A 16,527-nucleotide genomic window follows, 5' to 3' on the forward strand; every position below is an offset into this window, starting at 1 on the left:
ATGGAGGCACTGGAGCCGCGCTACCTGCTTTCGGCAGACGCCATGCCGTTCCTCGTCGACATGCAGGTCGACGGTGATGACCTCTCGCTGAAATACGATCGCCTGACCGAGACTGTGCAGCTCTATGACCGCACGAGCGGCACGCAGATCGGCCATCGCCTGGTCCAGGAGATGACCCTTGTGCGCGTCGCCGGCACGGCGGGCGATGACGTGCTCGAGCTCGATTTCAGCGACGGGTTTGTCTTCCCGGTCGAAGTGTCCTTCGAGGGGGGCAGCGGCTCAGATCAGCTGATCCTGACCGGCGGCACCATCGACGAAGTGCTCGTCGGCGCGGATGGAAGCGGCGCTGCCGACATCACCTTGCAGGACGATGCAAGCCTCGTGTCCATCAGCGTCACGGGAACAGAGGCCATTGCGGATCGCACGGATTCCGATACGCGGGTGTTCTCGGATCGGAGCGGGCAGGCAAATACACTGCGCCTTTCCGATGTTGCCGCGGAGCCCACGGGGGCCGCGCGGATCACGACAGGGGGCGCGCTGCTCGATTACAGCTTCGACGCGCCAAACGTCGAACTGAAGGTGAAGGCCGGCGCGGGCGACGATGTCATAGTCAACGAGGGCATCGACAGCCAGCTTGCCGGCAAGGTCGTGGTCATGGGCGGAGCGGGATCCGACACCCTAGCCGGGCCGCCGGATGACACGATCTGGAGTATCACCGGTGACAATGAAGGCGATGCCGCGGGCGTCGCCTTTGTCGCGGTTGAGAACCTCTTGGGCGCAGCCGACAATGAAGACATCTTCCGCGTCGCCGCTGAAGGCAGCGTCGACGGCGTCCTCGACGGCAACGACGGCGGCTATGACACGATGGAATTCACCGGCGGCACGTTCGCCAACATCGAGTACATCGCCTTCAACTCCCACTCGGGCACCGTCAACCGCGATGGTGACGTGATCGAGTATTCCGGCCTCGAGCCGATCTTCGACAATACGAACACCACGGACCGCGTCATCGACCTTTCGAACACCGAGTCCGACACCGCGACCCTCTCGCAGGATGCCGGAGGCACGCTCACCGTCGGCACCACGGCAGGGGCGCTGATGACGTTCGAGTCAGTGACGTTCAACAAGCCGTCGACCAGCCTTACGATCAACATGGGCGCCGACGAGGATGCTCCCTTCCTGTCGCGTGACGTGCTGACGGTGGACGGCACCGTGAACACGCTTGACCTCGCGGGCATCAATCTCATCGTCGACGGCCAGGACGGCGAGGACACCGTCGAATTCGTAGGGACCGTGATCACCGGCGACCTGACGGTGACCGCCGAGACGATCACCGTCGCGGGGACGCTCACTACCGAGGCGCTGACCTTTAATGCACTTGCAGAGGATGATGGAGAGGTCGTCCCCAACGGCGAGCTTGGCGGACTCTTTGACGGCCTTTTTGTGGCCGTACCCGAGGCCCTGATCGACCTCACCGGCGGCATGATCACCGCCGGGGCAGTGGACATGAACGCCACCGCGACCGCCACGATCAATGCGACGCCCTCCACGCTCGGCGGGACGGTCGACGCGACCGTGCTCACGCTCCTGCCCAAGGCCAACATCCTCTTCGACGGCACCACGCTCACGGCTGACTCCATTGCCGTGGATGCTACCGTCAACGTCACCGCGGCTTTCGAGGACGAGACCGACTCCGACGACGATCCCAACAATGGCGGCGACGCCACCTCCGACGCGGCCGTCTCGATCGTGGTCGTGGCCTCCAAGGCCGACGTCACCACGACCGGTGCCACTGTTATCAACTCCGACGGGGCCATCGGGCTCAACGCCACGACGAACCTGACGGTCAATTCCACCGCCGATGGCGGGGGTGATGGCAACGCCGTAGGCGCCACGGTCGCGGTGACCGAGATTTCGGCCGACACCAATGTCGAGGTGGGCGGCGCGACGGCCATCGGCGGCGGGGCCGACAGCATCGCCGTCGGGGCGGCGCTGACCTCTGACGTGACAACAACCGCCACCTCCACGGCCGGCGGCTCGCAGGAAGGCGATGGATCGAGCGAGAGCGAAGAGCGCCTCGAGGATCCCAACGACGACGGCGACGATAGCGACCAGGCACGGACCTCGGACGGGGCGGTGACTTTCGCCGGCGCGGTGGTGGTCTCCGATTATCGACCGGAGACGACTGCGATTATCAACACCAGCGGGCTGCTCGAGACCGACGGCACCCTCACCCTGAGCGCCATGTCGACCGACAGCGTGACCGCCGAGGCCAACGGCATGAACACCGGCGCGGGCTCGACCGGCGTGGGCGTGGCTGTCGTGGTGGGCGTGGTCGACACGGTCAACCGCGCTGTGATCTTCGACCAGGGCAGCCTCAACGCAACGGGTGGCGTGATCGTGAGCGCAGTCATGGACGCTGACGAGACCTTCGCCGTGAAGGCCGTCTCGGGCGCGGGCGGGGACGCCACGCAGACCGCAATCGCAGGCTCGCTTGCCATCCACACCGTGCTGAACAGGGTGGAGGCGGGTATCGCCGACGGGCCGGGCACGGGCGTCGACCTCAATGGCGGGAACCTGACGGTGACCGCCACCGCCGATACCAGTGTCAAGACCGAGGCCATACCGGACGAGGACGGCGCCACGGGCGAAAGCCTCGGCATCGGCGCCTCGGTGGCGCTGACGATCCTCGATCAGGACACGACAGCCAACATCGCCAACGGCGCAGATGTGCTCAACGCCGACGCGATTACGCTCGGTGCGACCGGCACCCATGCCGCCGAGACCCAGGCAACAGGCGCAGCGGAGGGCGGAGGCACCACGGCGGCGGCCGTCATCGCCATCACGATGAATTTCAACGACACCACGGCCTTCGTGGGCACCGGCGGCCTTCTGAGCACGAGTGCGCTCACCGTGACCGCGACCCATGACGTACAGACGATGAACAACGCCGAAGGCGATGCCGATGGCGGCAGCACGGCTTTGGGCATTTCCTTCGCACTCACGATCTCGGAAGAAAGCACCAGCGCGCAGCTGATGCGCGACGTGCTCGCCACCTCGGGCGCGGTTTCCCTGGTGGCGTCCGGCGCGGCGCGCTCGCGCAGCGCTGCGGCGGCCAGCGCGGCGGGTGCGAGTGACGATGATGGCGGCTCTGACGTGAATGCCGACAATCAGGAACAACAGAACTTCGCCAACAGCCAGGCCACAGCCCGGTCGGGCGAGACGAGCTCCGAGACCACGCCGCCAGACAGCTCCACCGGCGACGGATCGCTTGCCGTGGCAGCCGCAATCGCGCTCGACATCCGCAATTCAGATGTAACCACCGACTTGGCCGACGGCGTGACCGTGGAAGCCGAAGAGGGCGTGATCGTTCGTGCCCACGCGAACCATGACAGCTGGGCCGACGCCACGGGCGAGGCTGCCGATGGCTCCTCGGGCACGGTAGGGGCCGCGGTGGGGATCGCCGTCTCGAACGTGGACGTCACCGCCGCGACCGGCGACAGCGTGATCGACGCCGATGGCCTGACGGTCGAGACGACGGCGCTAGGCTCCGAAGCCGGGCTTTCTGTGGAGACCCGTAAGACCGTCGATATCGCCGATGACACGATCTTCGTGGGCCATGACGCCGAGATCGCCGTGGGCGACCAGGTCACCTATGACGCAGGCGACGGTGGCGGCGCCATCGCGGGTCTCGCCGACGACACGATGTATTTCGTGGTCGCCAAGGAAGACGGGCGTGTGAAGCTATCCGCGACCGAGGGCGGCGATGCTCTCGACCTGGCCAGCCAAGGCGCTGGGACCGAGCACAGCCTGACGAAGGCCGGCGAGGATGCGATCACCTTCGACCCGGCGGCGGACGTCTTCAACCTCGCCTCCGACGATCAGGACCGCCTGCGCACCGGCGACAAGGTGGTCTACACCTCCGGCGCGGGTGCCGATATCGGCGGGCTTACCGACGGCGAGACCTACTACGTCATCAATGACGGGACGACGCTCAAGCTCGCGGAGGATGCTGAAAAGGCGCGCGCCGGTGAGGCGATCGAGATCACCGGTACCGGCACGATGGACGAGCACCGGCTCACCGACACCACGAGCCGGGCGGCGGCGGATGCCGTCTCGGGTGCCTCGGGCGGATCGGTCAGCGTGGCAGGCTCCATTGCCATCGCGGTCGGCGAGACGACGAGTGAAGCGCGGATCGACGGCGGCGCCAGCGTCACCATGGCCGACAAGGGCGACGGCGGTAACGACGTGGGCGCGATCAACGTCCAAGCAGGCGCAGACAGCGCGGTCGCGACAAAGGCCGCCGCGGCGCAGAGCGCCGAGGAAGACGGCGCCACCGGAGTCGGGGCCTCCTTCGCGCTTACCATCACGGGCCACGAGACCCGCGGGGTCATCGAAGATGGCGCGGCCTTCTCTGGGGCCGCGGACATCTCCGTCGGCGCCAAAGGTACCTATGAGGCTGCTTCCGAGGCTGAGGGTGGCGCCGCGGGCGGCACTGCCGTTTCGCCTGTCGTGGCGATCTCGGTCATCTCCAACGAGACCTCGGCAGAGGTCGAGGGCGGCACGGCACCGGCTTTGGCGCTTTCAGGCGATCTTTCCGTCACCGCCGAGCACGACGCCGACACGGTGACCTCCGCCAAGGGCGACGCCGTCGGATCGGACGCCGCCGTGGGGCTGAGCCTGGGGCTCGGTATTTCCGAAGATAGCGCCAGCGCACTCATCTCGCGTGACGTCACCGCGGGCGGCGGTGTCACGCTCGACGTGACCGGCACGGCCAGCTCCTCCGCTTCTGCCGCGGCCTCCGCCAAAGGCGCCGAGGGCGATGACGAGCCCGGCACCGACGAGGGCGACGTCAATGCGGAGAACCAACGCCAGCTCGACAACGCCTCCACCGAAGCCGCCGACCGGCGCTCCTCGGGCGAAGGCGCGTCCGAGACCACCGCCCCCGACGCCTCGACATCGGACGGCGCGCTCGCCGTCGCCGCGGCCGTGGGTATCAACGTGGGCTCCGCGAGCTTCGAGGCGAGCCTCGCCGACGGGGTGACGCTCGACGCGCAGGACGCGACCGTGATCCGTGCGCGCGGCAATGGCGACAGCTCCGCGGAGGCCACCGGCGAGGCCGTGGATGCGGGCTCCATAGGTATCGGTGCGGCCGTGGCGATCAACGTGGGCGACATGGACGTCACCGCCGATACCGGCGCCACCACCATCATCACTGACGGGTTGACGGTGGAAGCCGGGCAAACCACCGACGGAGACGACGCGCGCCATGAACACACCGCCAAGGCCACATCGGGCGCGGGCGGCGGCAATACTGGGATCGCGGGCTCGGTTGCCATCAACGTGGCAGAGACCCAAGCCACCGCCGAGATCGACGGTGCGGCCAATGTCACGCTGCGCGACGGCGATGATGCAGATACCGACATCGGCGACAGTGCCGTATCTGCGACAGCGGCCAGCACGACCGTGACGGAAGCCAAGGCTGCCCAGACCTCCGAGGAAGAGGGTGCCACCGGAATCGGCGCCTCCTTTGCGCTCACCATCACCGATCACTCAACGCGTGCGACCGTGCTCTCGGGCGCCGCGATTTCGGGCGGCGGCAACCTCGCGGTGGCGGCCACAGGCAGCTACGACGCAAGCACCACTGCCGAGGCCGGTGCCGAAGGCGGCACCGCCGTTTCCCCCGTGGTGTCCATCTCCGTCGTGCGCAACTTGACCGAGGCCTCCGTGGAGGCGGGCGGTGCGCTCTCGCTCTCTGGCAACCTTGAAATCAAAGCTGCCCATGACGCCGACACCGTCACGATCGCCCGTGGCGATACCAAGGGCTCGAATGCCGCGGTGGGCTTGAGCCTCGGGCTCGGCATCGTCGACGACGAGGCCAGCGCACTTCTCGAGCGCGACGTGACCGCCGGCGGCGGCGTGATACTCGAAGCGACCGGGACGGCGGCGAGCCGGACTTTCAGCGAAGCGGGTGCCGAAGGCGCGGGAGAAGACGACGAGACCCCCGAGACCGAGGAGGGCGCCGTCGACGCCGAGAACGAGCGGCAGCTTGGCAATGCCAATACGCAAGCCGAGGCCCGGCGCAGCTCGGGCGAGGGGTCCGGCCAGACAGAGACTCCCGACGCCTCCACCGGCGAAGGCGATAGCGGCGGTTCCCTGTCTGTGGCCGCAGCCGTAGCGATCAATCTGGGCGATGCGGCCTTCCGCGCCGAACTCGTGGGCGCCGTTACAGTGGTTGCCACCGGCGCCGTCGTGCTGCGCGCGAAAGCCAATGCCGACGCCTGGGCCTTGGCCACTGGCGAAGCCGTGGGCGCAGGGTCTGCCGGGATCGGCGCCGCAGTGGGTCTCAACGTGGCGGATGCCGATATCATCGCGCTGACGAATGCCGCGACGATCACCGGCAACGGCCTGACCGTCGAGGCCGGGATGACCGAGCGCAGCACGGGCATATCCGTGGAAAGCGCCAAGGTCGTGGACACCGAGGAAAACACCATCCAGCTGGACGAGGACAACGGGTTCTCCACCGGCGACGAGGTGACTTACGAGCAGGGCACGGGCGGCACCGCGATCGACGGGCTCACCGATGGCGTGACCTACTTCGTCATCAAGGGCGAAGACGGAAAAATCCAGCTTGCCGCGGACATGGCCAAAGCGATGGATGGCGAAGCGATCGAGCTTGGCGATCAGGGCATGGGTTCCGAGCACACGCTCACCTCCGTCGAGCCCGACAGTGAACCTGTCACGTTCAATCCTGACGAGGATCTCTTCACGCTCTCCAACAAGGATGCCGACGGCTTCCGGACGGGGGATGCGCTCCGCTACGAGAATGGCGGAGGTGCCGATATCGGCGGGCTGACCGGCGGCACCACCTATTTCGCAATCACCGACGGGGAGGGCGGCTTCGCGCTGGCCGAGACCCGCGACGCGGCCATGGCCGGCGACGCGGTCGAGATCACCGGGACCGGCGGGGGCGATGCCCATACAGTGGCGGAATCCGTCCACCGCTCCGCCGCGGATGCCACGTCCGGCGCAGGCGGCGGCAACGTCGGCATCGCTGGCTCTGTCGCGATCAATCTGGGCGAGACACGTGCGCTGGCCGAGATCGATGGCGCGGCGACGGTCACGATGACGGGCGACGGCGACGTGGCCGTCATGTCCGAGGCTGCGAGCTTTGCGGGCGCGCGCGCGGCGGCAGCCCAGAGCGAAGCCGGCAATGTCGGCATCGGCGCAAGCTTCGGCCTCACGATCACGGATCACCTGACCCGTGCGGCCATCGCCGATGGCGCGACGGTCACCGGTGCCGACGACATCACCGTGGCCGCCACGGGCACCTATGACGCGCGGACCGATGTCGAGGGAGGGGCCGAGGGTGGCACCGCTGTCGCACCCGTGGTGGCGCTGTCGATTACCCGGAACCTCACCGAGGCGGTCGTCGGAACCGGCGGCCAGCTCACGCTGGGCGGGGACCTCTCGATCACAGCGACGCACGAGGCCGAGACTGTTACCGTGGCCAAAGGCGACGCCACTGGCAGCAGTGCCGCGGTTGGCATCTCCTTCGGACTGACAGTGGCCGAGGACGACGTGACCGCGACGCTCCTGCGCAATGTCGATGCGGGGGGCGGCGTGGCGCTCGTGGCGCAGGGACGGGCCACGACCCGGACCGAGGCCGAGGCCTCCGCGGCCGGGGCCGAGGGCGAGGACAACGAAGGCGATCCGCCCAACGATCAGAACGTGAACGACACGAACGCCGCACAGCTCGACAACGCCAACACCCAAGCAGAGAACCGGCGCTCCTCGGGCACCGGCAGCGACGAGACAGCGACGCCCGACGCCTCGACATCGGATGGGGCGGTTACGGTAGCTGCAGCCATCGCAATCGATCTCGGGACCTTCAACGCGACCGCCGATATCGCCGACGGCCTCGTCATCACGGCAGGCGGTGCCGTGGCCATGACAGCGCGTGGCAGCGTCGACGGCAAGGCGCGGGCCGATGGCTCGGCCAGCATGGGCGACAATGGCTCGGTCGGGGCGGCTGTGGCCATCGTGAAGGCCGACGGCACGATCACCGCAGACCTTGACAACGCGACCATCACTGCCGGCGGCCTGACCGTTAAGGCGCTGGTCTATGATGCGTCCGGCGACGGGGTCAGCACGTCGGAGGCGGGCGCCACGTCCGGCGCGTCGGGCGGCGGCCTCGGGGTCGCGGGCTCTTTCGCGCTGAACCTGTCGGCGGTTGAGGCGACCGCGAGCGTGGGTTCGGGTGTCACCTACACCGGCGACGACGCGGGCGACGTGACCGTTGCGTCGTCGAACGCGATGGAAAGCAACGCCATCGCCTCCGCGGCACAGGAAAAGACCGAGGCCGAAGAGGCCGAGGAGGAGAGTCAGCAGGGTCAGCAGGGCCAAACTGGTAATGGCGGGACCACCGACACCCAGCAGACCGGCAACACGCTCGGCATCGGCGCCTCCTTCGCGCTCAATATCGCCGACATGTCGACCACCGCGGAGATCACCGATGACGCTGCGCTCACCGGCGCAGGCGACCTCACGGTGCAGGCCGATGGCAGCCATACCGCCGTCACCAAGGCCGTCGGCGGCGCAGAGGGTGGCAACGCCATCACGCCGGTCGCTGCGATCACTGCCGTCCAGAACAACGTACGCGCCGCGATCGACACCAGCGCACCCGGGGCACTGACGGCCACGGGCGATGTGGCCGTGACAGCGTCGCTGACCGCAGACAGCTCCAGCGATGCCGAAGGCAGCGCGGATGGCACCAATGCCGCCGTAGGCGTGAGCGTCGGTGTCACGGTGAGCGAGGACGTGGTCCTCGCGCTCATCACCAGCCAAATCGAAGCCACGGGCGGCGTCGCTGTCAGTGCGACCGGTATCGCCTCCTCCCGCGCCGATGCGACGTCCAGTGCGGCTGGCGCCAAGGGCGAGAACAACGACGGCTCTACTGACGGCCCGACGACCCAGCAGACCACCGACCAGCAAGTCGGCACCGCCAACACGCGCGGGGGTACCAACGCGTCCTCGCCCAGCACCGAGACCTCCTCCACCGACAATAACGGCGGTGGCGCAGTGAGCGTGGCCGCGGCGATCGCGGTCAATGTCTCGAGTCTGAGCGTGCAGGCGCTGATCGGCACGCCGCAAGACGATGCGACCATCACGGCCGGAGGCCCCGTCTCGGCGACCTCGGCCGCCAATGCCGATGCCGGCGCCTTTGGCGACGGATCCGCGACCAACGAGACCTCAGGCACGACCGTGGGCGCCGCCGTTTCTGTCAACGTCTCGGACGTTCAGAACCTCGCCACTATCGACAACGCGACCGTCACGGGCGACGGCGTCCGCGCGGACGCTGTCATGGCTGAGCGTGACGTGGACATCGAGGTGACCGAACGCCAGATCGTCAATACGGAAGATAATACCCTCTTCCTCGCCCCAGAAGAGGCGTTCACCGCCAATGAGCAGGTGGTCTACAAGAACGGCGGCGGCGACGACATCGAAGGGCTCGAGAACAACGAGACCTATTTCGTGCTGCTGGGCGAAGACGGTTTCATCCAGCTCGCCAGCGAAGCCGATGGCGAGGCCATCGATCTCAAGAGCCAGGGCATGGGCGACGCCCACGTCCTGGAACGCACCGACAAAGACACTGTCACCTTCGACCCCGACGAGGCCCGGTTCGAGATCGATCTCGAGAACCCGCGCGGCCTGATCACTGGCGACCGGGTCGTCTATGACAATGGCGGTGGCACGAGCGTCGGCGGACTGAACCAGGGTGACACCTACTTCGCCATCGTGACGGGCGACGGTACCCTGGAACTTGCCGACAGCTTCGAAAATGCCTTTGCAGGCGACGCCGTTGAACTCACAAGCGCCGGGATGGGCGATGGCCACGTTCTGAAGAACGCGACCCACGCCATAGGTGTAGACGCGCGCTCCGGCGCGGGTGGCGGCAAGACCGGCGTTGCTGGCTCCGTGGCGATCAATATCGCAGGTGGCACCACCAAGGGTGAATTCGGAGAGACGGCCGATATCAACGTGACCGGCACCGGGGGATCGTCGATCACCGGCGAAGCGGACACGCTCGTTCTGACGCGCGCTGTGCCCTCGGTCGCGACCACGGGCACCAGCACGGGCATCGGTGTGTCCTTTGCGCTGGGCATCGCCGGGCACGACACGGACGCCACGCTGGCGGCTGGAGCGACCGTGGACGGGGCAGAGGATCTCGCGATCACGGCCAAGGGCGATCACGTTATGATCACGCTGGCACAGGCTGGAGCGACCGTGGCGGCCAGTGGCACCGGCGTCGGCGGGGCCGTGGGTCTTTCGGTGGCCGAGAACAGCACCGATGCAACTGTTGCGACCTCCGACAACGTGCTCGACGTGAACGGTGATCTGACCGTGTCGGCAGACAGCACATCACGCGTGCAGACAGAGGCGGACGCCGACACCAAGGGTGGCAAGACCGGCGTCGGGATTGCCATCGCGCTGACCTGGGTCGAAGACGACACCTCCGCACTGCTTGATCGCGACGTCTCCACGGGCGCGGCGGATGCCGATGATGTGTCGGTGACCGCCAGCAGTGCGGTGGACGCCACGACGTTGGTCACCGGCAGCGCCGAGGGCGCGGCCTCCCAATCCAGCGGCGGCCAGACGGCGAACCAGCGCACAGCGCAGGAAAGCAGCTTCGTCGATACGCGCTCGAATTCCAGCCTGTCGGATCCGCAGCCCGCGACGCAGGTGCAGAACGCAAACACGACGTCGCAAAACCAGACAAGTAACCCGGGCGGCGGCAACAATACGCAGAATTCCACGCAGAGCACCTCGGGCGGGTCGGTCCAGGTCGCGGCGGCAATCGGCGCCACGATCATCACTCCGGTGGTCACGGCCACCATCGCCGACGGGCGCAGTGTGAATGCCATGGGCGATGTGCGCGTCGCCGCCATAAGCGACGCGGATGCCGACACCCAGACAACCGGTCTGGCGATGTCGAAATCCGGTGGGACGACCGTGGGGGCCGCCGTGTCGGTCAACGTGGGCGTGATGGAGACGACCGCCTATCTCGGCGATGGTGGCATGACCGGAGATAGCCTCGAAGTAGAGGCCGGAACCTCCGAAGGAGAAGTAAACGAATTCAAAACCCTAGCCTTGGCCGGCGCGGGCTCTACGCAGAATTCCGGTGGCGGTGGTGGCAGCAACGGCGGTGCTACGTCGGTCGCCGGGGCGGCTGGCGTCAACGTACTGGTCTCCGACACAACTGCCGAGATCGCTGCCGACACGACGGTCGCGGCGGCCACGGGCGATGTGTCCGTGGTGACGCGGCAGGATATCGGGCTGCAGAACCTCGCAGGCGGCGTGTCCTTCGTGAAATCGAGCGGTGGCAGCGGCAGCTCCAATTCCGTCGGTGCGGCGGTGGGTGTCAACGTCGTCGATGCGACCACCGAGTCCTTTGTGGGCGAGGGCACCACGATCACTGCGGGCGGCGATGTGACGGTTTCTGCCAAGGGCTCGCTCAACCCCATTGATTTCGAACTGCCGATCGTCGGCGACGAGCTCGAGCTCGATATCTTCGACCAGCCGGTCACCAACATGGTTCTGGGCGCCGGCATCGACGGAAGCTCGAGCTCAGGATCCGGATCCGGCGGTGCGGGCGGCGCTGGATCGGCGGTGATCAACGTACTGACACCGATCACGCGCGCCGTCGTGGGCCAGAATGCCCAGATCAACGCCGGCGGTGATATTTCCGTGCTGGCCGAGGATGAAAGCAAGGTCATCAATATCGTTGGCGCCGTGGGCGCCTCGCTCAACGGTAAGGGCATCGGCGCCGGGCTCGACGTCACGGTATTGACCAAGACAACCGAGGCGGCGGTGATTTCCGCGTCTGGCCTTGGCGACACGACGACGCTTACGGCGGGCGGCACGGTCGCCGTGCGCGCTGTCAGCGTCGAGGACATCTTCAGCGTTGTGCTCAATGTCGGCATCGGCGATTCCACCGCTGTGGCCGGCGGTGCACTGGTGCTGGTGCTCGACACCGACACGCTGGCCTATGCCGGGCATGATGGCGATTTCGTTCCGGCGGCAGCAGGCAACGTTGTGCTTAGCGCGGGCGGATCCGTGATCGTAACCGCCGACAGCACCACCGAGACTGAGGCGAGTGCGGGATCTCTCGCCGTGTCGCTCAGCTCCGACAGCATCGGCGCGGCGGTGACCGTGCTGGTGGATATCGACGACACGATTGCCTTTGTCGGCGACGGAGCCGTGGTTACTGCCTCCGGCGTCGGGGCCGCTGTCGATGTCGCGGATATCGACGGCGATGGCGACCGGGTCACCGAGAGTGTCACGGGGCTCGCCATCGGTGCCACCTCGATCGAAGATCACTTCCTCTTGGCAATCGGCGGTGCGCTGTCTCTTGAATCCAACAAGGTCGGCCTTGCGCTCTCGGTGGGCGTTGGGGTCATTCACGGCCGCACGCGCGGCACACTCGGCCTTGGCGCGCAGGTGACGGATGCTAGCGCAGTGCTGCTGCGTGCCGCGGATCAGACTGACGTCCAGACCATCATCGGGGGCGCTGGGGCCTCCGGCGGACAGGGCTTCGGCGGCGCGGTCTCGGTCCTCGATGTGAGCAACGAGGCCTATGCCGACATGGAGGGCGCGAACGATGTGACGGCGAGCGGCGATGTTCGGCTCGATGCGCAGTCGGCCACCGACATCAACGCGCTGGCGATTTCCGTGGCCGGCGCGGTGTCCACTGGATCGCAGAATTCCTCGGGCGGTGTGGCCTTCGCGGGTGCTGCATCCGTAACCGTCAACCTCGTCGACAATGATAGCAGCGCCACGATCGGCGCCGGCAGCACGGTGTCCACGACCGGAGATGTCAGCGCAACGGCAGCTGACACGTCAGAAATCACGGCGGATGCCGGAAACGCGACACTTGCGATCAGTACCGAGGACAGCGCGGGCGCGGTCGGTGCCTCTGTCGCGGTCAACCAGATCGACCTCGGCATCGCCGCAGGTATCGCCGACAGCGATATCACCGCTGACGATGTCACGGTCACTGCCGACAAGGCCGCGTCGATCATGGTCCTCACGGTTGCAGGCGCGGCGACGGCGGCCACGAAGGGCGGCACCGCCGTGGCCGGAGTTGGCTCCGGCGCGGGCAACAGGATTACCCATTCGACCACGGCACTGATCACAGACAGCACCGTGAATGCCAGCGGTGCAGTGTCGGTTCGGGCGACGGATAGCGGCCTCATCGAGGCCGATGCGGGATCTGGTGCACTCGCGATCTCTGTAGGCGGCAACAGCACCAACGCCGCCATCGCGGCCGGGGCCGCGGCGGCCACCAACGAGGTTACCGGGACGGTCCATGCCCGCGTGCTCGACAGCTCTGTGACCGCGGGCGGCGCATTCGACGCGGAAGCCACGTCCGACACCGCGATCATGACGAAGGCGGTCGCCGTATCGGGCTCGATCACCAGCAGCCAAGGAACGGGCATCGGCATCTCCGGCGCGGGCACGGGCAACGGAAACGAGATCGGAAACTCCATCATCGCCTCGGTGGAGCGGAGCACGATAGAGGCGGATTCCGTCTCGCTGCTGGCCACCGACGATGCCGATATCACTGCGCTTGCGCTCGCCGTTGCGGGCACTGTCACGGTCAGCCAGGGCACGAATGTGGGCATTGGCCTCGGCATCTCGATCTCGGTCAACGAGATCACAAACGAGGCGCTGGCGATCATCGACGACAGCGATGTGATCTCCGCTGGCGCGGTGACCCTGGCCGCGAGCTCCACCGGAGACATCACCGCGCAGGCGGTGGGCGTATCCGTCTCCGTCACCACGAATTCGGGTAGCGGGGCGACGGTCAATCTGGATGGCACCGTGGCGGTGACGCTCAACGAGATCACCAATACGACCCGCGCCGCGATCGAGGATAGCGATACGAATTCCGAGAATACGCTGACCGCGCAGGGTGCCCTGAGCCTGTCGGCGACCGACAGCGGCAAGATCGAAGCAGATGCCGCCGCCGCAACGGCATCGGTCTCCGTGGGCAGCTCCTCGGGCCCCAACATCACTGGAAACATCTCCGTCGCTGTGGCCGAGAACACCATCACAAACGTCACCGAGGCGATCATCGACAGCGTCGACGCGAGCTCGCAGGGTGGCGTCGCGCTGACGGCGCAGTCCATCAAGGACATCGACGCTGTGGTCGTAGCGGCCTCGGTGGCCTTCTCAGGCGGCAGCGGGTCCAGCGCCAGCGTCGCCCTGACTGGCGCGGGAGCGCGCGCCACCAACGAGACCAATAACTCCGTGCTGGCGATCATCCGCAACACAGAGGTCGTCGACAGCGCGGGCGCTGCGGCGCTGAGCGCCACCGACGCCACCGACATCAACGCCGCCGTCGTCGCCGCGTCCGTCAGCGCGTCCATCGACAGTGGCAGTTCGGCTTCCGGCTCCCTTTCGGTCACGGTGTCGCTGGCCGAGAATAGCATTACCAACACCACTCGCGCGGTCGTCGAGAACGATGCGAGTGTGACGGTTCCGGGTGATTTCAGCGCCATGGCCGCGTCTTCGGGTGCGATCAGCGCGGTGGGTGTCTCGGCCTCGATCGGGCTCACCGTGGGCGGGGGCAACCTGAGCCTCACCGGGTCCGGCACGGGCGTCAATGTCACCAACGCGATTGCCAACACCATCGAGGCGGGAATCCTCGGAGGGTCTTCTGTCTCGTCTAACGCGGCTACCATCAGCGCGATGGACACAGCGGATGTCTCATCGGTCGCGACCGCTGTGGCTGCGACGATCGGGGCGGGGTCTTCCACCGTCAACGTGACATTGGCCGTGGCTGTGGCGATCGCGGAAAACACAATCACCAATACCGCAAGCGCGCGGATCGACGATTCCGCGCTCGACGCGAGCGGGGCCCTGACGATCTCGGCAGCCTCGACCAAGACAGTGTCCTCCACCGGTGTCTCGGCCGCGGTCTCCGTTTCCGCGGGCTCGGGCACGCTGACCCTTTCCGGGGCAGTGGGGGCGGCGCTTGCGACCAACACGATCGGCGGCACCGTCGAGGCGGTAATCCGCGATGCCGATGCCGGCGACGGCCAATCCGTCAGCGCGGGAGGACCGATCTCGGTCACCGCGGACAATACCAGCGATATCGATGCGACCCTCGTGGCCGCGGCTCTCGCAGTTTCGGTCAGCAGTGGGCAGGTCGCCATCTCGCTCTCCGGGGCCGTGGCGCTCGCTGAAAACACGCTGACCCAGGTCACTACCGCAGGCATCGACAATTCCGTTGTTTCCACGTCTGCCGGCGCCACCGAGATTGGGGCGATGGCCAATAGCAGCATCAACGCGGTGTCTGTCGCAGCGGCGATGAGCATCTCCGGCACGTCCGGGCAGGTGGCCATTTCCGGCGGCATGACCGCGGCCCGCGCGGCTAACCAGATCGGCGGCACCACGCAGGCTCTCATCACCAACGGCAGCAGCCTGACCGGGGCCACGGACGTGTCCGTGACGGTCGAGGACAAGGCATCTATCACCTCCGATGTGGTGGCCGCGGCGCTCACCATCGGTGCGTCCTCGCAGGTCGCGGCAAGCATTAGCGTCACCGTGACCCTCGCCGAGAACATCATCACCGGCGTGAGCCGCGCGGCGGTCGACGACTCCACCGTGACGACCGGCGGCGACGTCACGGTCGGCGCGACGTCGATGAACGCGATCGACGCTCTCGCAGTATCGGCCTCGTTCACGCTGTCGGGCAGCGGGTCGGTGGCGATCTCGCTCGGCGGCTCGGGCGCGAGCGCCCTCAACACGCTCACAAACACCGTTGCAGCAGACATCGTCGACGCCACGGTGACGGCGGGTGACTACGTCTCCGTGACCACGCAGGACATGTCGAGCATCCTGGCCGATGTGGCTTCGGCGGCGGCGACGGTCTCGCTCTCCGGCAGCGCGTCCTTGGCGGGCGTGGTGGCGATCACCATCGCGGAAAACACCCTGGCCGGAACGCACCGGGCTCTCGTCGATAACAGCACAGTCGCCGGCACGAGCGGCGACGTGACGGTCTCGGCCACGGCGCAGAACTCGATTGACGCACTCGGCGTCGCGGTGGGCTTCGCGCTTTCGGCCAGCGGGAGCTTCGCCGGAGCCGGCGCGGGCGCGGGGGTCGAGGCACGCAACGTGCTGACAAACACTGTCGCGGCCACGGTCGAGAACGGATCGGACGTGGATGCCGGCGGCAACGTGACCGTTTCGGCGGCGGACAGCTCGACCATTACCTCCGACACGGCGGCGATTTCCGCCTCTGTCTCGCTGTCCTCCAGCGTGGCCATCTCGCTGGCGATCAGCGTGCCGATCGCGGAGAACATCATCGGCTCGACCACCAAGGCGAGCGTCGACGGATCCGATGTGCTGGCGGATGACAACGTGTCGGTGGCCGCGCTGCGCAATACGTCGATCAACGCGTTCGGCGCCGCGGTTGCGATCAGCGGCGGGGCCAGCGGTTCCGTGGCGGTGACGGGCGCA

General features: G+C 67.2%; 1 protein-coding gene (running past one end of the window). It reads left to right on the forward strand.

Annotation, left to right across the window (positions count from 1 at the left end; all coding sequences use genetic code 11):
• Positions 1-16,527, forward strand: partial view of an LEPR-XLL domain-containing protein gene (locus AAFM92_12840; GenBank protein ID MEL7301261.1) — the start only. Its footprint extends 22,581 nt past the window's final position; the window shows 16,527 of its 39,108 coding nt (coding positions 1-16,527); its start codon is at positions 1-3; its stop codon lies beyond the right edge, outside the window.

The organism is Pseudomonadota bacterium (genome assembly GCA_038533575.1).
In the GTDB taxonomy this organism is placed as follows: Bacteria; Pseudomonadota; Alphaproteobacteria; order Rhodobacterales; family Rhodobacteraceae; genus Shimia_B.